Source organism: Parvibaculum sp., from assembly GCF_045863935.1.
Classification (GTDB): Bacteria; Pseudomonadota; Alphaproteobacteria; order Parvibaculales; family Parvibaculaceae; genus Parvibaculum.
Window position 1 is genome coordinate 23,662 of the sequence record NZ_BTVP01000022.1, and the last position, 19,918, is coordinate 43,579.

The 19,918-nt window shown below is 63.8% G+C and carries 20 protein-coding genes; all 20 read left to right on the forward strand.

What is annotated here, in order from left to right; all coding sequences use genetic code 11:
- Nucleotides 1–22 precede the first annotated feature (22 nt).
- The 20 genes from ACKUUH_RS10680 (at nt 23) to infB (ending at nt 19,862) form a co-directional block, all read left to right on the forward strand.
- The gene (locus tag ACKUUH_RS10680) at nt 23–1,102 is read left to right on the forward strand and encodes a DUF2333 family protein (RefSeq protein WP_407949904.1); all 1,080 of its coding nucleotides are present in this window, start codon (nt 23–25) and stop codon (nt 1,100–1,102) included.
- 52 nt (nt 1,103–1,154) lie between these two features.
- The gene (locus tag ACKUUH_RS10685) at nt 1,155–1,661 is read left to right on the forward strand and encodes a universal stress protein (RefSeq protein WP_407949905.1); all 507 of its coding nucleotides are present in this window, start codon (nt 1,155–1,157) and stop codon (nt 1,659–1,661) included.
- Between the two features lie 100 nt (nt 1,662–1,761).
- On the forward strand, nt 1,762–2,319 hold the full coding sequence (locus ACKUUH_RS10690) for a NifU family protein (RefSeq protein WP_407949906.1): 558 nt from the start codon (nt 1,762–1,764) through the stop codon (nt 2,317–2,319).
- 95 nt (nt 2,320–2,414) lie between these two features.
- Entirely contained in the window at nt 2,415–3,008 is a 594-nt protein-coding gene (locus ACKUUH_RS10695) for a malonic semialdehyde reductase (RefSeq protein ID WP_407949907.1), read from the forward strand.
- Nucleotides 3,009–3,036: 28 nt separating this feature from the next.
- Nucleotides 3,037–3,732, forward strand: a complete 696-nt coding sequence (gene tsaB, locus ACKUUH_RS10700; RefSeq protein WP_407949908.1) for a tRNA (adenosine(37)-N6)-threonylcarbamoyltransferase complex dimerization subunit type 1 TsaB — start codon at nt 3,037–3,039, stop codon at nt 3,730–3,732.
- Entirely contained in the window at nt 3,729–4,229 is a 501-nt protein-coding gene (locus ACKUUH_RS10705; protein ID WP_407949909.1) for a GNAT family N-acetyltransferase, read from the forward strand. Before tsaB ends, ACKUUH_RS10705 begins: the two co-directional genes overlap by 4 nt.
- A gap of 124 nt (nt 4,230–4,353) precedes the next feature.
- Nucleotides 4,354–4,806 (forward strand): Fur family transcriptional regulator, encoded by a 453-nt coding sequence (locus ACKUUH_RS10710; protein ID WP_407949939.1) that lies wholly within the window; start codon nt 4,354–4,356, stop codon nt 4,804–4,806.
- Between the two features lie 38 nt (nt 4,807–4,844).
- Entirely contained in the window at nt 4,845–5,702 is an 858-nt protein-coding gene (locus tag ACKUUH_RS10715) for a lysophospholipid acyltransferase family protein (protein ID WP_407949910.1), read from the forward strand.
- 129 nt (nt 5,703–5,831) lie between these two features.
- The gene (miaB, locus tag ACKUUH_RS10720; RefSeq protein ID WP_407949911.1) at nt 5,832–7,226 is read left to right on the forward strand and encodes a tRNA (N6-isopentenyl adenosine(37)-C2)-methylthiotransferase MiaB; all 1,395 of its coding nucleotides are present in this window, start codon (nt 5,832–5,834) and stop codon (nt 7,224–7,226) included.
- 60 nt (nt 7,227–7,286) lie between these two features.
- The gene (locus ACKUUH_RS10725; RefSeq protein ID WP_407949912.1) at nt 7,287–8,312 is read left to right on the forward strand and encodes a PhoH family protein; all 1,026 of its coding nucleotides are present in this window, start codon (nt 7,287–7,289) and stop codon (nt 8,310–8,312) included.
- On the forward strand, nt 8,309–8,866 hold the full coding sequence (gene ybeY / locus ACKUUH_RS10730) for an rRNA maturation RNase YbeY (RefSeq protein ID WP_407949913.1): 558 nt from the start codon (nt 8,309–8,311) through the stop codon (nt 8,864–8,866). The genes ACKUUH_RS10725 and ybeY overlap by 4 nt, the downstream gene beginning before the upstream one ends.
- 18 nt (nt 8,867–8,884) lie before the next feature.
- Nucleotides 8,885–9,832 carry a hemolysin family protein gene (locus ACKUUH_RS10735; RefSeq protein ID WP_407949914.1) on the forward strand — a complete coding sequence of 316 codons (948 nt, stop codon included), beginning with the start codon at nt 8,885–8,887 and terminating at the stop codon, nt 9,830–9,832.
- 4 nt (nt 9,833–9,836) lie between these two features.
- The gene (gene lnt, locus ACKUUH_RS10740; protein WP_407949915.1) at nt 9,837–11,510 is read left to right on the forward strand and encodes an apolipoprotein N-acyltransferase; all 1,674 of its coding nucleotides are present in this window, start codon (nt 9,837–9,839) and stop codon (nt 11,508–11,510) included.
- A gap of 179 nt (nt 11,511–11,689) precedes the next feature.
- The gene (locus ACKUUH_RS10745; RefSeq protein WP_407949916.1) at nt 11,690–12,067 is read left to right on the forward strand and encodes a helix-turn-helix domain-containing protein; all 378 of its coding nucleotides are present in this window, start codon (nt 11,690–11,692) and stop codon (nt 12,065–12,067) included.
- 221 nt (nt 12,068–12,288) lie between these two features.
- Nucleotides 12,289–13,458 carry a methionine adenosyltransferase gene (metK, locus tag ACKUUH_RS10750; protein WP_407949917.1) on the forward strand — a complete coding sequence of 390 codons (1,170 nt, stop codon included), beginning with the start codon at nt 12,289–12,291 and terminating at the stop codon, nt 13,456–13,458.
- A gap of 19 nt (nt 13,459–13,477) precedes the next feature.
- Nucleotides 13,478–14,182 (forward strand): tRNA (guanosine(46)-N7)-methyltransferase TrmB, encoded by a 705-nt coding sequence (gene trmB, locus ACKUUH_RS10755; protein ID WP_407949918.1) that lies wholly within the window; start codon nt 13,478–13,480, stop codon nt 14,180–14,182.
- A 135-nt stretch (nt 14,183–14,317) separates the two neighbouring features.
- The gene (gene rimP, locus ACKUUH_RS10760) at nt 14,318–14,944 is read left to right on the forward strand and encodes a ribosome maturation factor RimP (RefSeq protein WP_407949919.1); all 627 of its coding nucleotides are present in this window, start codon (nt 14,318–14,320) and stop codon (nt 14,942–14,944) included.
- Between the two features lie 3 nt (nt 14,945–14,947).
- A complete protein-coding gene (gene nusA / locus ACKUUH_RS10765) occupies nt 14,948–16,573 on the forward strand; it encodes a transcription termination factor NusA (RefSeq protein WP_407949920.1) in 1,626 nt (541 codons plus the stop codon).
- Entirely contained in the window at nt 16,560–17,201 is a 642-nt protein-coding gene (locus ACKUUH_RS10770) for an RNA-binding protein (RefSeq protein ID WP_407949921.1), read from the forward strand. The genes nusA and ACKUUH_RS10770 overlap by 14 nt, the downstream gene beginning before the upstream one ends.
- Nucleotides 17,202–17,231: 30 nt before the next feature.
- Nucleotides 17,232–19,862 carry a translation initiation factor IF-2 gene (gene infB / locus ACKUUH_RS10775; RefSeq protein ID WP_407949922.1) on the forward strand — a complete coding sequence of 877 codons (2,631 nt, stop codon included), beginning with the start codon at nt 17,232–17,234 and terminating at the stop codon, nt 19,860–19,862.
- The last annotated feature ends 56 nt before the right edge of the window (nt 19,863–19,918 follow it).

Below are 19,918 nucleotides of genomic sequence, written 5' to 3' on the forward strand. Positions count from 1 at the left end.
CGTTCCGGAGGAACGTCCATCCATGTCCTTTTCTGACCGAATTGCAGGCTGGCGCGAAAATCTCCGTCACCGCTGGATGTACCGGCGGGGCGATGGAACGCAGTCTCCGGCGGGTGGAGCAGGTGGCGCGACCGCGCAGGGCGGTGGAATCGGACGCCTTCTGGGCGGGTTGAACAGGCCCGGCATGGGCAGCATGGCGAAGCGCGCCGCCATCGCGATCGCCGTCATCGTCCTTCTCTATTATCCGATCGGCATGCTCGTCGTTCACAAGGTCGACGACGACATCGACTTCGCGCCTTCCGCCGCCGACACGATCGAGGGCGGCAGCATGGCGGTCGCCTTTGCCGCAGGCCTCATCGAACGCGAGGTCAATGAAAACGACTGGACCGCGAACGATCCCTTCTTCCAGCCGGGCGTCCTGCTCGACAACATGCCGAACTTCCAGCAGGGCCTCATGTCGGCGCTGGCGCGCTTCGGCTTCGAGCTGACGGACCAGCTTGGCCGCACGCGCGGCTCTTCCGAAGCCGACCCCGATCTGCAGCGCGCGGCTGGCCTCCTGCAATATCCCGGCAATGTCTGGATCTGGAATCCCAGCGTCTCGCTCGCGCCGCGCGCGAGCTCCGAGTCGCAGTATCGCGATGCCCGCAAGCGTCTCCTCGCCTACAACGCCCGCCTCGCGAAGGGCGAAGCGAACTACGACATACGTGCCGACAACCTGCTTGCGACCATCGAACGCTTCGCCGCCGATCTCGGCTCGTCCTCGGCGCTGATCGACCGCCGCGTCAACGAGGATGCCGGCAATTTCTTCGACAGCCAATCCGACGACATCTTCTATTTCACCAAGGGCAAGCTCTACGGCTACTACATGGTGCTCCAGGGGTTGGGCCAGGATTTCGAGCCGGTCATCAAGGAGCGCAATCTGCAGAAGCCCTGGAACGAGATGATGGAGAGCTTCCGCAAGGCCGCGCTCCTCGATCCCTGGCTGGTGATGAACGGGGCACCCGACGCCCAGTTCCAGCCGAACCATCTCGCCATGCAGGGCTTTTATCTGCTCCGGGCGCGCACGCAGCTGCGTGAAATCAGCAATATCCTGCTGAAATAGCCCTCATTTCAAATGCTTGCCGGATGCCCCGCGCGGTGGCAGCATCCCGCCCATGAGCGAATCTGAGACATCCGGCCAGGGCGCGGCGCTGCAGAAGCGGCGCAAGTTCCTCGTCATCGTGGACGGCACGCCGGAATCCGAAGTTGCGATCCACTTTGCGAGCCTGCGCGCCTCCCACACCGGCGGCGTCGTGACGCTTCTCGCCGTCATCGAGCCGGGCGAGGCCTCGCAGCAATGGCTCGGCGTGAAGAACATCATGCAGGAAGAAGCACGCGAAGAGGCGGAGGAACTGCTTCACCGCCTGGCGGCGCATGTGAACGAATATGCCGGCATCATGCCCGAGCTGATCATCCGCGAAGGCCGTCGTGACGAACAGGTGATGCAGCTCATTCGGGAGGACAAGGATGTCGCGATCCTCGTCCTCGCGGCCGGCACCGGCAAGGAAGGCCCCGGTCCCCTGGTGAGCATGGTTGCAAGTGCCTCCGAGAAAGCCTTTCCCATTCCCGTCACGGTCGTTCCGGGCAATCTCACCGAGGAAGCATTGCGTTCGCTCGCCTGATTTGGCGCGGCTTGATTTGACGGCCCGCACGGTCCATCTATAGCGCGTACGAAGCGGCGGGGTTCCGCCGTTAACCCACGCTACCGAAAAGGCTTTTCTCATGTTCATCCAGACCGAGGCGACGCCCAACCCGGCGACCCTGAAGTTCCTGCCCGGCCGTGAGGTGCTTGGAGAGGGCCGTGCGGCGGACTTTCCGGCGCGCGAGGCTGCCGAGCGCTCGCCGCTCGCCATGCGGCTCTTTGCCGTCGAGAACGTCGCCGGTGTTTTCTTCGGCGGCGATTTCATCACCGTCACCAAGTCGGGCGGCGAATGGCAGCACATGAAGCCCGCCCTGCTCGGCGCGATCATGGAGCATTTCACGAGCGGCGCGCCGGTTCTCTTCGCCGCGGGTGGCGCGGACGATGCCCATGCGGAACATGACGGCGAAGACGGCGAGATCGTTTCCCAGATCAAGGAACTCCTCGACACGCGCGTGCGTCCGGCCGTGGCCCAGGACGGCGGCGACATCACCTTCCAGGGCTATGAACAGGGTGTGGTCTTCCTCAACATGCAGGGTGCCTGCGCCGGCTGTCCTTCCTCCACCATCACGCTGAAGCGCGGCGTGGAGAACATGCTGAAGCACTACATCCCCGAGATCGTCGAAGTGCGCCAGATCTGACCGCCGGTCAGGGGCATGCGCCCCGGGCTGGCGCGGACGGCTGAAAGCGCTATCGTGGCGCCATCTGTTTCTGTTTATTTGCGAAGGAGAAACCAATGAGCGGCAAGCTTGGGGACGAAGCGCTCGACGTCATTTTCCGTGAGGCACGCACGCATAATGCGTGGCAGGACAAACCCGTCTCCGACGCGTTGCTGAAGGAACTCTACGAGCTGATGAAATGGGGGCCGACCAGCGCCAACATGTCGCCGGCCCGCATCGTCTTCGTGACGTCGAAGGAAGCGAAGGAAAAGCTCGCACCGGCGCTGATGGAGGGAAATCGCGCGAAGACCTTGCAGGCGCCCGTCACGGCGATCATCGGTTATGACGTGAAGTTCTACGAGCGTCTGCCGGAACTCTTTCCGCATGCGCCGGACGCAAAGACCTGGTTCAACTGGTCAGACGAGTGGGCGGAGATGAATGCCTTCCGCAATGGCTCGCTGCAAGGCGCCTATTTCATGATCGCTGCCCGTTCGCTCGGTCTCGATTGCGGTCCCATGTCCGGTTTCGATATGAACAAGGTCAACGAACTTTTCTTTGCGGGCACCAACGTCAAATCGAACTTCCTTTGCAATCTCGGCTATGGCGATCCCGCCGCTCTCTTCGATCGAAGCCCGCGTCTTCCCTTCGACGACGCCTGCAGCATCGTCTGAGAGCCGCCGGCAAACGGAGCATCTCTCCTTGATCCTTCTCGCCTTCGATACCGCGCAGGGCGCGCTTTCTGCGGCTGTCCTCGACGGCGAGGAGGAAATTGCGTCGCTCTTCGAGGAGCGCACCCGCGGCCATGCCGAAGCGCTGATGCCGATGGTTGAAACGGTGCTTGCCGAGGCGGCGCTCGGCTTTGCAGATCTCGATGCGCTTGCCGTCACCGTCGGACCCGGCACCTTCACAGGCCTTCGCGTCGGCCTCGCAGCGGCGCGCGGTATAGCGCTTTCGCTGGACCTTCCGCTTGTGGGCGTGACGACGCTCGAGGCGATTGCCGAACCGGTTGCGGCCGAAGCGGACGAGATCGTCCTTGCCTCTTTCGACGCCCGGCGCGACGAGGTCTATATGCAGGCCTTTTCCGCAAACGGCACGGAACGGACGGAGCCCCTCCTTGTGGGCCTTGGCGATGTGCTGTCGCGGCTGCCCGGCGGCCCCCTCGTGCTTGTAGGCACGGGAACGCCGCTGATGGCGAACCTTCTGTCGGCGAGCGGACGGCCGTTTCGCATCGCCGATACCCGTCCGCAACCGGACGCCTCAGCCATCGCCCGCATTGCCGTTCGCCGTTTCGGCGAGAAGGATGCGGAGGCCTTCCTTGCGCCGCCGGCGCCGCTCTATCTCCGTGCGCCCGATGCAAAGCTTCCCGGTGGCCGCGATCCCGGCGAGGCGGCGTGAGCGCGGAATCGGGCGCCGAAATCCGGCCTGCCGGCAAGGAAGCGGCGGAGCGCCTTGCCGCCCTTCACGCGCTTTGTTTCGCCGAAGCCTGGGATGCGTCCTCGATTATCCGCCTCCTTGCCATGCCCGGCGCCTTTGCCTTGATGGCCGTCCCTTCCACGGCAGACGGCGATCCGGACGCACCGCTTCCGGGTTTCGTGCTCGCACGGGCCGGTGGCGGCGAGGCGGAAATCCTGACGATCGGCGTCGACCCTGCCGCGCGCGGCCGGGGGATCGGCCGGCGCCTTCTGGCGGCCGCCGCCGCGACCGCCCTGGCGGCGGGGGCGGACTCGCTTTTTCTCGAGGTCGCCGAGGACAATGAGGAAGCGCTCCGCCTGTACGAGCGGTTCGGCTTCTATCTTGTCGGCATACGCCCCGCCTACTACGCAAGGGGCCCGGTGCGCATTGCCGCCCGCACGCTCAGGTGCGATCTTCCGCCGCTCCGGGGCCTGTCATAAATCCTTGATCGCGTAAGGGTTTTGTCTGCCTGTGACCCCTCGCTTGCTGATGACAAACAGACGGCGCATGCCTATTATGCTCGCGATGACAGACAAGACGACAGCGGCCCTGCGCCCCGAAGACATGCCGAATGATCCCGAGCGGATCGAGAATCTCTGCGTCGAAAAGGGAATGCGGATGACGGAACAGCGGCGCGTGATCGCGCGTGTGTTGTCCGTCGCCCATGACCATCCCGACGTCGAGGAGGTCTACCGCCGCGCATCGGCCGTCGATAGCAAGATTTCCATTGCCACGGTCTATCGGACGGTTCGCCTCTTCGAGGAAGCGGGCATTCTCGAACGTCACGATTTCCGCGATGGCCGTTCGCGCTATGAGCAGGTGCAGGAAGAGCACCACGATCACCTCATCGACCTTCAGACCGGCTCGGTCATCGAATTTCATAATGACGAGATCGAACGTCTGCAGAAGATCATCGCCCGCGAGCTCGGTTTCGAGCTTGTCGATCATCGTCTTGAGCTTTATGGCGTACCGCTCGATCGCGACAAGAAGGCGGAAGCCAAGAGCAACAAAGGGTAATCCCGCGGCTGTTACAGCCGCAGGGATGGGAGACGCACATGGCAACCGCGCGAGCCGCCACGCTTCTGGCAGGCTTCATTCTCTCTGCCCTTCTCCTGATGCCCGTTCAGTGGCTCGGGCTGAAGTTTGGCTTCTCCTATGCGCGCCTCCTGCCGAACCGCTACCACCGCTTCCTCTGCCGGCTGATCGGCATCAAGGTCATCGCCCGCGGCACGCCTTATGATGCAGGCGCCTGCCTCGTCGCGGCCAATCACACATCCTGGCTCGACATCCCGATCGTCGCCTCGCTCACGCCCTGCTCCTTCGTTGCGAAGAGCGAGGTTGCGGGCTGGCCCTTTTTCGGCACGCTGGCAAAGCTTCAGCAGACCGTCTTCGTGGAGCGCGAGCGGCGCACCCGCACGGCCCATTCCCGCAACGAAATTCATGCCCGGATCGCATCCGGCGACCGGCTCGTGCTCTTCCCCGAAGGCACGTCGAGCGACGGGAACCGGGTCCTCTCCTTCAAGAGCGCGCTGATGAGCGTTGCCCAGCTCACCATCGTCAATGGCGAGGAGGACCGCGAAGACGACCTCGTGGTGCAGCCGGTCTCGGTCGCCTATACCGGCCTCTACGGCATGCCGATGAGCCGCTACCACCGGCCCTTTTTCGCCTGGTACGGCGATATGGAGCTGTTTCCCCATCTGTGGGAGGCCTTCAAGACCGGCCCCATCGAGGTGACGGTCGAGTACCACCGGCCGGTCACGATCCGCGAAATCGGCAATCGCAAGGCGCTCGCGGCCTATTGCGAGGCCTGCTGCCGCCGGGGCGTTGCAGAGGCGCTGATCGGCCGTTGGGAGGAACCGGAACTCGCTGGAGAGCCCGGCGCCCTCTCGGCGCCCCGCGCCGCCGGGGCATGAGACCGGGAGGTCAATCCATTCCCCGTCCGGCCGCCAGACGTGATAGACTTCAACTTATTGAGTTCCCTGAGGAGACGAGCGCACACATTGCACGATAATTCCGCGCCATCCCGAGACGCCGCGCCAGATATGGGCCCCGAGACCGGCCCCGGCGCGCCGCGCAAGAAAATCTTCGTGAAGACTTATGGCTGCCAGATGAATGTCTATGACTCGGCCCGCATGGTCGATGTCATGGCTCCCTCCGGCTATACCGAAGTCGATACGCCCGAAGATGCCGACATTGTCATTCTGAATACCTGCCATATCCGCGAAAAGGCCGCGGAGAAGGTCTATTCGGAACTCGGCCGCCTGCGTGATTTGAAGAAAGAGAAATCCGGTCGCGGCGAGAACCTGCTGATCGGCGTCGCCGGTTGCGTGGCTCAGGCCGAAGGCGAGGAGATGCGCCGCCGCGCGCCCGTGGTCGATCTCGTTCTCGGCCCCCAGACCTATCACCGCCTGCCGGAATATGTAGAGCGCCTCGCGAATGGCGGCCCCGGCATCGTGGAAACGGAATTCCCGGCCGACGACAAATTCGCAAGCCTCCCCGCGCCCGAGCGCCGCAAAACGCTGGCCCGTGGCGCCACTGCCTTCCTCACCATCCAGGAAGGCTGCGACAAGTTCTGTACTTTCTGCGTCGTGCCTTACACGCGAGGCTCTGAATTTTCGAGGCCCGTCGCGCGCATTCTCGACGAGGCGCGTGCATTGGCGGATGCCGGCGTGCGCGAGATCACGCTGCTCGGGCAGAACGTCAACGCGTATCACGGCGAGGACGAGAAGGGCCGCGCCGCCACGCTCGGCGAGCTCATCCGGCGTCTTGCGGCGGTCGACGGCATCGCACGGCTGCGCTACACGACGAGCCATCCCCGCGACATGGACGAGGCGCTCATCGCCGCTCACGCCGAAGTGACGGAACTCATGCCCTACCTGCATCTTCCGGTGCAGTCGGGCTCGGACCGCATTCTCGCCGCCATGAACCGCCGCCACGATGCCGAAAGCTATCTTCGCCTGATCGAGCGCATCCGCGCCGTAAAGCCCGACATCGCGATGTCGTCGGACTTCATCGTCGGCTTCCCCGGCGAGACGGAGGAAGACTTCGAGGCGACACTCGCCCTCATCCGCGAGGTCGGCTACGCGCAAGCCTACAGCTTCAAATACAGCCCCCGTCCCGGCACGCCAGCCGCGACCGAGGAGGACCAGCTGCCCGAGGACGTGAAGAGCGAACGCCTGCAGCGCCTGCAGGCGCTTCTCGGCGAACAGCAGATCGCCTTCAACGAGGCCTGCGCTGGCCGCACCATGGCCGTCCTCTTCGACCGGCGCGGCCGCGGCGAAAGCCAGCTCGTCGGGCGCAGCCCCTATCTCCAGTCGGTATATGTCGACGAAGCGCCGGAAAATCTCTTCGGAAAACTCGTCGACGTCACGATCGAGGAGGGGCACAGGAACTCTCTTCGCGGGCGCCTTCGCTGGAAGGAGCCCGTGCTTGCGTAGGGCCGTCAAGGGTGTCGCGTTTTGTCCGTGCGGATCGCACGTTGAAAGGACAGGGTGCAGTTGAGTACAGCAGGTGGGGTGAAGACATCGAAGGGCGAAGCGGGCGGCGATGACAGTCTCGTCATTGCCTTCGACGACAATCGTCTGCTTACGGAGCTTTTCGGAACGAACGATCGCAATCTTGCGCGGATCGAGCAGGGTCTCGGCATTCTCGCGACGTCGCGCGGCAACAAACTGGTGATCACGGGCAACGCTCATGCCCGCAGCCAGGCCGACCGTGTGTTTCGCGATCTCTACGCACGTCTCAAATCCGGCCAGGACGTGAGTCCTGGCGAGGTCGACGGCGCCATCCGCCTGGCAACCGCACCGGATGCCGATCTCGACAAACCGCAGGGCGGTTTTTCGCGCCATCAGATTCAGACGAAACGCCGGGTCATCGCTGCCCGCTCGCAGACGCAAGGCACCTACATCGAAGCCTTGATGTCGAACGAACTCGTCTTCGGTGTCGGACCGGCGGGCACGGGCAAGACTTATCTTGCCGTCGCCGTTGCCGTGTCGATGTTGCTTCAGAAGCGTGTCGACCGCATCATTCTGTCCCGCCCCGCTGTTGAGGCAGGCGAGCGCCTTGGTTTTCTGCCGGGCGACCTCAAGGAAAAGATCGACCCCTATCTCCGCCCTCTCTACGACGCGCTTTACGATACGCTGCCCGGCGAACAGGCGATGAAGGGCATCGAGTCGGGCGAAATCGAAGTGGCGCCGCTTGCCTTCATGCGCGGGCGTACGCTGGCGAATTCCTTCGTCATCCTCGACGAGGCGCAGAACTGCACACCCGTGCAGATGAAGATGTTCCTGACCCGCCTCGGCGAGAACAGCCGCATGGCGATTACCGGCGATCCGAGCCAGGTCGACCTGCCGCTCGGCGCGAAATCGGGCCTTCGCGATGCGCTCGACGTGCTGGAGGGTGTGCCGGGCGTGGCCACCGTCAATTTCACGGACGCCGATGTGGTGCGGCATCCGCTGGTGACGCGGATCGTGAAGGCGTATAACGCCCGCGAACGAGGTCTTCTCGGAGACGGCAACAAATGAGCGATGGCGCCCATCCGGAGCGCAAACGAAGCGCCAAGGCTCGAAGTCCGGTTTCCGGACTCGAGATCGACGTTCTGCGCGAAGCCGGAGAGTGGGAAAGCGGCACCGAGGAAACGGTACGCCGCGCAGCCGAGCATGCCTTTGTGGTGACGCGCGGCGACGAAGCGGCCGAGCTCTGCATCGTGCTTGCCGATGACGAACTCGTCGCGACGCTGAACAAGGCCTATCGCGGCAAGGACGGGCCCACGAACGTACTCTCCTTCCCGGCAGCGGATATGCCCGATACGGGCGTGCCGGAAGACGCCTTCAAACGCGGCACACCCCTTCTCGGTGACGTCGTACTGGCGCGCGAAACGATTGCCCGCGAGGCCGCCGTCCAGAACAAGAGTTTCGAGAACCACCTTTCCCATCTCACGGTTCATGGCGTCCTGCACCTGCTCGGCCACGATCATCTGGAAGACGTCGACGCCGATGAGATGGAAGAACTCGAGCGCGACATACTCGAAGATCTCGGTATTCCCGATCCCTATGGCGCCGAACGCGGCGAACACTGAGCGAGCGCCGACAGGACCATGGCCGACACCACCGACAGAACATCATCCGCCAGGGAAGCCGCCTCGCACGGCCGCTTCGCCTGGCTGCGTGCCCTGTTCGGCTTCAACGGCAATGGCGACAGCTCGCTGCGCGAGAGCCTCGAAGAAGTCATCGAAGAACACGAGGACATGCACCGCGGCCTCACCGCCGAGGAGCGGCACATGCTCGTCAACATCCTGAACTTCGGCGAGCTGCGGGTGGAGGATGTGATGGTACCGCGCGCGGACGTGGTGGGTGTCGAGGAAAACGCTTCGCTCGACGATGTGCTGCGCCTCTACCGCGAGTCGAGCCATTCGCGCATGCCGATCTATCGCGAAACGCTGGACGACCCGATTGGTATGGTTCATCTGAAGGATGTGCTTGGCTGGGTTGCGCCCTCGGAGAGCGAGGGCGCAAATGCGGCGGCCCGCCCAGCCTTCTCCCTTCGCTCGATCCGGCGCGATGTTCTCTTCGTTCCTCCCTCCATGCCGGCGCTCGATCTTCTGGTGAAGATGCAGGCGACGCGCATCCACCTCGCACTCGTCATCGACGAATATGGCGGCACGGACGGCCTCGTTTCCATCGAAGACCTGGTGGAGGAAATCGTCGGCGAGATCGAGGATGAGCATGACATTGACAGCGGTCCTGCCCTCGTGCGGCGCGAGGACGGATCGATCGACGCCGATGCACGCTGTCCTATCGAGGATCTGGAAGAAATGCTCGGCTTGCGTCTCGTCGAGGAAGAAAACGAAGACGACGTCGACACGCTGGCGGGTCTTGTGTTCTCCCTTGTCGGTCGCGTGCCGCTGCGCGGCGAACTTGTGCGCCACCCGGCGGGTCTCGAATTCGAAGTGAAGGATGCCGACCCCCGCCGCATCAAGCGCATGCGTATCCATCTCCTGTCCGCGACGGAAAAGGCCGCGCCATCTTCCGGCTCGGAAGGCTGAGCGCGTGCGGATCGAGAGCGGTTTCGCCGCTGCCATGGAGCGTGTCTGGAGCTTTGCCGTCTGGCTCTCCGAACTGCGCGGATGGCGGCGGTATCTTGCAAGTTTCGTTGCGGGCGCGCTGAGCGTTCTTACGCTGCCACCCTACGAATTCCTCCCGCTTCTGTTCGTGACGGTGCCCGTTCTCGTCTGGTTGCTTGACGGTGTCGGTGAGCCGACACGGTCGCGCCGCCGCCGCGTCATGTGGCGCGCGGGCCTCGTTGGCTGGTGGTTCGGCTTCGGCTATTTCCTTTGCGGCCTTTACTGGGTCGGGAACGCCTTTCTCGTCGACGCGGAAAAGTTCGCTTTCCTGCTCCCTGTCGCGGTGACGCTGCTGCCTGCCGGGCTTGGGCTCTTCACGGGCGCGGCGGCAGCGGTCGCCCGTCTCTTCTGGTTCCAGGGCTACAGACGTATCGCCGTCTTCGCTGTCTCGTGGACGGTTTTTGAGTGGCTGCGCGGCCACGTGCTCACCGGATTTCCGTGGAACCTCATCGGCGAGAGCTTTGCGGGGTCGGAAGCATTGATGCAGGCCGCCGCGCTGGTCGGCGCCTATGGGCTCTCCCTCGTCGCCCTTCTGATCGTCGGCTCGCCCGCCGTTATCGACACACGCGTAACCCGTAGCCAGCGCGCCTTCGATACCGAGGTTCTCGCCGCGCCTGCCATCGCGCTTGCCGGTCTCGCGCTTATCTGGGTCGGCGGCGCTGCTCGCCTCTCATCGGCGGAGCTTGTCTATGCCGACGGCGTGAACATCCGCATCGTTCATCCGGACACGCCCTTTTCGCGCGACTGGGACGATCCGAACCGGCTTCTCACCATCATCGGGCAGCTGCTGCGCATGTCGAGCGAGGAAACGCCCGCTCGTCCGCAGGGGATCGATGGCCGCACCATTGTTGTCTGGCCGGAAAATGCGGTTCCTGTTCTTCTCGCCCGCGAACCTTATGTGCTCGCCGCAATTGGCCGCATGCTTCCAGAAGGTGCCCTTCTCGTTGCAGGCTCGAACCGTGGCGAGGCCGCGCCGGACGGTCCGTCGAACCGCCTCCGCGTTTTCTACAACTCCCTGTATGTCGTGAACTCGGCCGGCGAAATTGCGGAAACCTACGACAAGCATCATCTCGTCCCCTTCGGCGAATATGTTCCGCTTCGCCATCTGCTCGGAAAGCTGGGCCTTCGCCAGATCGTGCAGTTTCAGGGGAGTTTCGACGTCGGCCCCGGCCCGCGCACGCTGGCGCTTGAGAACTTCCCGCCGGTCGGCCCGCTCATCTGCTACGAGGTGATTTTTCCCGGTGAGGTGGTGGCGCGGGCCACGCGTCCGGCCTGGCTCGTCAACATCACGAACGATGCCTGGTTCGGCGAGTCGGCCGGCCCCTATCAGCATTTCTCGCAGGTTCGCATGCGTGCCGTCGAGCAGGGCCTTCCCATTGTCCGGTCGGCGAACAGTGGCATCTCGGCTCTTGTCGATCCTTATGGCCGCGTCGTCGACAGCCTGCCGCTTCACGCGCGCGGCGTCATCGACGTGCCGCTCCCCGCCCCCCTCCGGCCGACGCTTTATGCGCGGCTCGGCGATCTCTTCCTCTTGCTTCTTCTCGCCGCCGCATGCGCTGCCGCCTGGTACGGAAGGCCGGCGTCCAGCCCGCGATCCTGACACCAAGGTTGTATCCGGAATGGCGGATAGTCTGGAGTTTTCGCCAATTCCGGTGCAACCGTAATGCGGGGGACGACCTTAAGTTGTATGGTCCTTTCTCCCGTCACCGATCCAAAGGCTCAGGCGTGGCACGAAAATCGCCGAATCCCGTTGACGTGCATGTGGGCAGCAGGGTCCGCATGCAACGCATGCTTATCGGCATGAGTCAGGAGAAGCTGGGCGAGGCCCTTGGGCTGACGTTCCAGCAGGTCCAGAAATACGAGAAGGGTACGAACCGTATCGGCGCGAGCCGTCTCTACGAAATCGGCGCGGTTCTTGGCGTCCCCATTGAATATTTCTTCGAGGGTCTCGAAAGGGGGACGGCGTCTGCGGCTAACGGCGAGCCGCGCGGCGGACTCGATGTCGGCATGCTTTCCACTGCCGAGGGCATCCAGCTCAACAGCGCCTTTTTTGCCATCTCCGATCCGAAGCTGCGCCGACGTGTGCTGGAGCTGATAAAGGCGCTGGGCGGCGTGGGCGATGATGCCGAACTGCCCGTAACAGCCGGAAACCGATAGATTACGGCGAATAATAAAAAGATATGCACTTATGTGCATATCTTTTTACGCTCTGCTGTTGACCCCGAATACGATCCTTGCAAAAACCAGTGCCGCTGACCCCCGTTAAGACACGCACGCGGCAGCGGGGGATCTTCGCCGCATCCCGGCACAAGAACAGCGCGGACCGGCATTCGCCGGATCGGGCGCAATCTCATCTCAGACCCAAAAGGGAGAGCAACTTGGCTAGGTCAAATTTCCTGTTCACGAGCGAATCCGTTTCCGAAGGCCATCCCGACAAGGTGTGCGACAGGATTTCCGATGCCGTGGTCGATCTTTTTCTGTCTCGCGATCCCTTCGCTCGCGTTGCCTGCGAAACGCTGACGACGACGAACACGATCATCCTCGCCGGTGAGGTGCGCGGTCCGGCCTCCATTACCAAGGAACTGATCGAGGAAACGGCACGCAATGCCGTGAAGGCGATCGGTTACGAACAGGCTGGCTTCCACTGGAAGAACGCCCGCTGCGAGGTTCTGCTGCATGCGCAGTCCGCCGATATCGCGCAGGGCGTGGACGCAAGCGGCAACAAGGACGAAGGCGCTGGCGACCAGGGCATCATGTTCGGCTATGCCTGCACCGAGACCGACGTGCTGATGCCGTCGCCGATCTACTATTCGCACCGCATCCTGAAGCGCATGGCCGACGCCCGTCATTCCGGCGAGTGCCCGGCATTCGAGCCCGACGCGAAGAGCCAGGTCACGCTGAAATACGAAAACGGCAAGCCCGTGGGCGTCACCTCGGTCGTCGTTTCCACACAGCACAAGGAAGACGTGAAGCAATCCGACCTGCGCGAACTCGTGCGCGGCTATGTGAAGGAAGTTCTGCCCGCGGGCTGGTTCCCGCCGGAAGAAGAGTTCTACGTGAACCCCACCGGCAAGTTCGTGATCGGCGGCCCAGACGGCGACGCAGGCCTCACCGGCCGCAAGATCATCGTGGATACCTATGGCGGCTGGGCGCCCCATGGCGGCGGCGCCTTCTCCGGCAAGGATCCGACGAAGGTCGACCGTTCGGCGGCTTATGCGGCGCGCTACCTCGCGAAGAATGTCGTGGCGGCGGGCCTTTCCGAGCGCTGCACGATCCAGCTCGCCTACGCGATCGGCGTCTCGAAGCCGCTTTCGATCTATTGCGATCTGCACGGCACGGGTAAGGTCGAGGAAGAAGCGATCGAACGCGCCGTTGCGAAATGCATGGATCTCTCGCCGCGCGGCATCCGCGAGCATCTCCAGCTCAACAAGCCGATCTATGAACGCACCGCCGCTTACGGCCATTTCGGCCGCACGCCGGATTCGGATGGCGGCTTCTCCTGGGAGAAGACCGATCTCGCCGACAAGATCGCGGCAGAAATCCGCTGACCGGAAACAGGATGCGTCGGTGAACGGCGAGAACGAAACGTCGCGCCGCCACGTCTACGGGCGCACCAAGGGCAAGACGCTCAAGCCGCGTCAGGCGAATTTGATGGAGACCCTCTTTCCGAGGGTCTCCATTTCGCTTGAGGAAAGCACGATCGAGCCTCGTGCGCTTTTTGGCGATGTCGAGGAGGTCTGGCTGGAGGTCGGTTTTGGTGGCGGCGAACATCTCGCCCATCAGGCGGAGACGCATCCGCGTGCCGGGATCATGGGCTGCGAGCCTTTCGTGAATGGCGTCGCCAAGCTCGTTTCGGAAATCGACGCGCGCGGGCTCTCCAATGTGCGCATCCTGAACGACGATGCGCGCTTCCTGCTCGAGAGGCTTGCCCCGGCCTCCCTTGCCCGCGTCTTCATCCTCTATCCCGATCCCTGGCCGAAAAAGCGCCACAACAAGCGGCGCTTCATCAACCCGGAGACGCTGGGCTTCCTCGCAAGGGCGCTGCGGGCCGGCGGCGAGCTTCGCTTCGCAAGCGATATCCCCGACTACATCGCCTGGACGCTTGCCCATGTGAGCCGCTTCAACCGGGAAGAGGGCGAAACCTTCCTGTGGACAGCGGAATGCGCGGCCGACTGGCGCACGCCTTACGAGGGCTGGCCCGGCACCCGCTACGAGGCAAAGGCGATCCGCGAGGGCCGCACGCCCTGCTACCTCTCCTTCCGCCGGGCCTGAGGCCTTGCCCTCGCGCCCGAAAAGGCGCTATATAGGCGCCAACAAGTCAGCGACGCTCTAGAGAGTGGGCTGTCTCCGGAAACGGGGGCCCGCTTTTTTTGTTATCTGGGCCTCGCTTTTGACGCGCTCTGGAGAATGCGATTGGCCTCGACGGGTGCCGGCAGGAAGTCTGAAGGCGATGCGACGGATCTTGCGATCCTCGACACGCATCTCGTCGCGCCCTCCGGCGTGGCGCGCAAGGTCTTCGACCTTCTGCGCCCGAGCGCGGAAGGCATCGGCTTCGAGATCGTGCGCATCCGCTTCGGCCTGCAGGACGGGCAGACGCTCCAGATCATGGCAGAGCGAGCCGACGGCACCATGTCGGTCGAGAATTGCGAGGAACTCTCGCGCACTCTCTCGGCCGTGCTCGACGTCGAGGACCCGATCCCCGGCGAATACAATCTCGAGGTCTCCTCGCCGGGCATCGACCGCCCGCTGACGCGGCCCAAGGATTTCGAGCGCTGGCAGGGCTTCGACGTGAAGATCGAGCTTTCCGAGCCCATGTCGGGCCGAAAGCGCTTCCGCGGCCTTCTGCAGGGTGTGGAAGGTGGCGAAGTTCTTGTTGAGTGCGACATCGAAGGTTACTCGGAGCCGCAGGTTCTCGGCCTGCCGTTCCAGAAGTTGAGCGAGGCCAAGCTCGTCATGAGCGATGACCTCATAAGGGAAAGCCTCAAAAGACAGGGCCGGGAAAACGATCCCGATGTCCCCTCCGACGGAGAATAGAGAATGGCACCGGCAGTAAGCGCCAACCGGCTTGAACTGTTGCAGATCGCGGATGCGGTCGCGCGTGAGAAGTCGATCGACCGCGAAGTCGTCATCGAGGCGATGGCGGAAGCGATCCAGAAAGCGGCGCGTTCGCGCTACGGCGCGGAAAACGAAATCCGCGCGCGCATCAATCCGCAGACCGGTGACATTCGGCTCGTCCGTCTTCTCGAAGTGGTTGAGAAAGTCGAGAACGACGCCGTCCAGATCGACCTGAAGTCGGCGCAACGCCGCAATCCGGCCGCGCAGATCGGCGACCTCATCGAGGATGAACTGCCGCCCGTCGATTTTGGCCGTATCGCCGCCCAGACCGCCAAGCAGGTCATCGTGCAGAAGGTGCGCGATGCCGAGCGCGAGCGCCAGTACGAGGAATACAAGGATCGCATCGGCGAAATCGTGAACGGCATCGTCAAGCGCGTCGAATACGGCAACGTGATCGTCGATCTCGGCCGCGGCGAGGCAATCGTACGCCGCGACGAACTTCTGCCGCGCGAAACCTTCCGCAACGGCGATCGTATCCGCGCCTATATATATGACGTCCGTCGCGAACAGCGCGGCCCGCAGATTTTCCTCTCGCGCTCGCACCCGCAGTTCATGGCGAAGCTTTTCGGCCAGGAAGTGCCGGAAATCTACGACGGCATCATCGAGATCAAGGCGGTCGCCCGCGATCCCGGCAGCCGTGCGAAGATTGCCGTGCTCTCGAATGACAGCTCGATCGATCCCGTCGGCGCCTGCGTCGGCATGCGCGGCAGCCGCGTCCAGGCCGTGGTGAACGAACTGCAGGGCGAGAAGATCGACATCATCCAGTGGTCGCCCGACGCCGCGACCTTCATCGTCAACGGCCTGGCGCCCGCGGAAGTCGTGAAGGTCGTGCTCGACGAAGATGCGCAGCGTATTGAAGTCGTGGTCCCCGATGACCAATTGTCGTTGGCGATCGGCCGTCGCGGTCAGAACGTGCGGCTCGCATCGCAGCTCACGGGCTGGGACATCGATATCCTCACCGAAGCCGAGGAGTCGGAGCGCCGTCAGGCAGAGTTCCTGAGCCGCACCACGATATTCGCGGAGGCGCTCGACGTCGACGAGATGATCGCACAGCTTCTGGCGTCCGAAGGTTTTGCCTCGATCGAGGAAGTTGCCTATGTCGATCTCGACGAAATCGCCGAGATCGAAGGCTTCGATGAAGACACGGCGCAGGAAATCCAGAGCCGCGCGCTCGAATTCATCGATCGCCAGAATGCAGAATACGACGCGAAGCGCCGCGAACTTGGCGTTGCCGACGAGGTGAGCGAGGTCGAGGGCGTAACGCCGAAGATGCTCGTTGCCTTTGGTGAGAACGACGTGAAGACCGTCGAGGATCTCGCGGGCTGCGCCACCGACGATCTCGTCGGCTGGAACGAGACCGTGAACGGCGAGCGCAAGCATCAGCAGGGCATTCTCGAAGGCTTCGATATCACGCCCGAGGAAGCAAACGGCCTCATCATGCAGGCGCGCCTCAAGGCCGGCTGGATCACCGAGGCGGATCTCGCGGTTGAAGACGAGGCCGCTGAGGACGACGCGGAGGAAACGGGCGAGGTTGGTGAAGAAGCCTGACGCAGCCCGTGAGGGGCCCGAGCGCCGCTGCATCGTCACCGGCGAGAGCGGCGGCAAGGACGGACTTATCCGTTTCGTGCTCGACCCCGAAGGCCGGGTTGTGCCCGATCTTGGCGAAAAATTGCCTGGGCGTGGCCTTTGGGTCACGGCGACGCGTGAAAAGGTTGAAAAGGCGGCGTTGAAGGGTCACTTCGCGAAGGCCGCCATAGCGCCGGCCATAGCGGGTCCGGACCTGGCCGATCTCGTCGAGCGTCTTCTGGCCCGCCGCGCCGCCGATGCGCTGGGTCTTGCCCGCAAGGCCGGAGCCCTTGAAACGGGCTTCGAGAAGGTGATGAAGGCAATCGGCAGGGGCCGCGTCTCCTGTCTCGTGGAGGCCCGGGACGGCGCCGAAGACGGCCGCCGCAAGCTCGAACAGCGCCTCCGGGTGGCCAAAGAGCAAGGAATTCTGGGCGATGTCCCCGTTGTCAGCCCGCTTTGGGCCGATGAAATGGGTTTGGCATTGGGCCGCGGAAATGTGATACATGCAGCCCTGATCAAGGGACCAATACAGGCGAAAGTCGTGGCAGATCTTGCCAGGCTTGCGCGTTATGGGCGGAAGGACCGCCCGGAAAATGCCCGTGCCGTCTGATGGCGCGGGAAAGGGTAACGAAGGATACGAATGACCGATCAGGCGGATACAGGCGAACGCAAGCCGAAAGCAGGTGGCAAGACACTGAGCCTCAAGCGGACGGTGGAGTCCGGCCATGTGCGCCAGAACTTTTCGCACGGGCGCTCGAAGTCGGTGGTCGTCGAGAAGAAGAAGAAGCGCACACTGAAGACCGGCGGCGAGACCGCGCCCGCGCCGGTTGAAGAGAAGGCAAAACCTGCCGTTGCCAAGGCGGCGCCGGAACCCGCTCCCGAGGTGGAAAAGCCCGTCGCCGAGGCGGCGCCTGCTGCGCCCGCCGCACGTGCCGCGCCTGCTGCGCCTGCCGCTCCCGAAAAGAAAGCCGTCCGCCCCCGTTCCGGTGTCGTGCTCCGCACGCTGACGGAGGAGGAGAAGGCCGCCCGTGCCCAGGCGCTCGACAGCGCGCGCGAGCGTGAAGGCGAAGACCGCCGCCGTGCCGAGGAAGAAGCCCGTCGCTTCGCCGAGGAAGATGAACGCCGCGAGCGCGAACGCTCCGCCGCCGCCGCGCGAGCGGCGGAGGAAGCCGCGCGCATTGCCGCCGAACAGGAAGCCCGCGCCCGTTCCGCCGAAGACACGAAGCGCCGCAGCGGCGCCGCCGAGGAACCGGCAGCACCCGCGCGTCCGAGCGGCAAGGAACTGACGGCCGAGGAGGCCGACGAAGAAGACAAGCCGAAGCGCAGCGCAGGCCATGCCGCGCCCAAGCAGCCCGCCGTCCGCCGCAGCGAAGAGCGTCGCCGCGGCAAGCTCACCATTACCAAGGCATTCGACGACGACAGTGGCCGTCAGCGCTCGCTCGCGTCCATGCGCCGTCGTGTCGAGCGCGAACGCAAGAAGCACATGGGCATCCAGGATGCCCCGCAGAAGATCATCCGCGAAGTTGTCATCCCCGAAATCATCACCATCCAGGAACTCGCGAACCGCATGGCGGAGCGCGCTGTGGATGTGATGAAGATCCTGATGAAGCAGGGCATCATGCTGAAGATCACCGACGTGATCGACAGCGATACGGCCCAGCTTGTCGCCGAGGAACTCGGCCACACGGTGAAGCGCGTTGCGGAATCGGACGTCGAGGAAGGTCTTGTCGGCGGAGCGGATACCGACGAAGACAAGCTGCCTCGTGCGCCGGTCGTCACCGTCATGGGCCACGTCGACCACGGCAAGACCTCGCTTCTCGACGCACTCCGCAAGACGGACGTCGCGGCAGGTGAAGCGGGCGGCATCACGCAGCATATCGGCGCTTATCAGGTGAACCTGAGTTCGGGCGAGAGGATTACCTTCCTCGACACGCCGGGCCACGCGGCCTTCACCTCCATGCGCGCACGCGGCGCGAAGGTAACGGACATCGTCGTGCTCGTCGTCGCAGCGGATGACGGGGTCATGCCGCAGACCATCGAAGCGATCAGCCATGCGAAAGCGGCAGGCGTTCCGATGATCGTCGCCATCAACAAGATGGACAAGCCGGACGCCGATCCGACCCGCGTGAAGAACGAGCTGCTGCAACATGAAGTCGTGGTCGAGGATTTCGGCGGCGACGTTCTGGCTGTGCCGATCTCCGCGAAGACGGGCCTCGGCCTCGACAAGCTGGAAGAGACCATTCTTCTCCAGGCGGAACTGCTCGACATCCGCGCCAATCCCGACCGTCTTGCCGAAGGCATCATCGTCGAGGCGAAGCTCGATCGCGGCCGTGGTCCTGTCGGCACCGTGCTTGTGCAGCGCGGCACGCTCCATGTTGGCGACATCATCGTGGCCGGCGCGGAATGGGGTCGCGTGCGCGCGCTCATCAACGATCGCGGCGAAAACGTGCAGTCTGCCGGTCCTTCGCAGCCGGTCGAAGTGCTCGGCCTTGGCGGTGCGCCGGAAGCGGGCGACGTCATGAGCGTCGTCGAGAACGAAAGCCGCGCTCGCGAAGTCACCGACTATCGCCAGCGCGTCCAGCGCGACAAGCGCGTCGGCACCGGCAACCGCACCTCGCTTGACCAGATGCTGTCCCAGCTCAAGGAGCAGGACAGGAAGGAACTGCCGATCGTCGTGAAGGCGGATGTGCAGGGCTCCGCCGAAGCGATCGTGCAGGCGCTCGAAAAGCTCGGCACCGACGAAGTGACCGCGCGCGTGCTGCATGTCGGCGTCGGCGGTGTCACCGAGTCCGACATTACGCTCGCCACGGCCTCGAATGCGCCGATCATCGGCTTCAATGTCCGCGCCAACGCACAGGCGCGCGATGCCGCGCGTCAGGCGGGGGTTGAAATCCGCTACTACTCGGTGATCTACGATCTCGTGGACGACATCAAGGCCGCCCTCTCCGGCATGCTTTCGCCGGAGCTGCGCGAAACCTTCCTTGGCAATGCCGAGATCCTGGAGATATTCAACATTTCCAAGACCGGCAAGGTCGCGGGCTGCCGCGTCACCGAAGGTGTCGTGCGCCGCGGTTCGCATGTCCGCCTCATTCGCGACGACGTGGTGATCCACGAAGGCAAGCTCTCCACCCTGAAGCGCTTCAAGGACGAAGTGAAGGAAGTGCAGTCCGGTCAGGAATGCGGCATGGCCTTCGAGGGATATCAGGACATGCGCAAGGGCGACGTCATCGAATGTTTCGACGTCGAGGTGGTGAAGCGCAGCCTCGATTGATGTGAACCCCGCCTCCCCCTTGCGGGGAGGCCGAACGGCGAAAGCCGTTCGGCAGG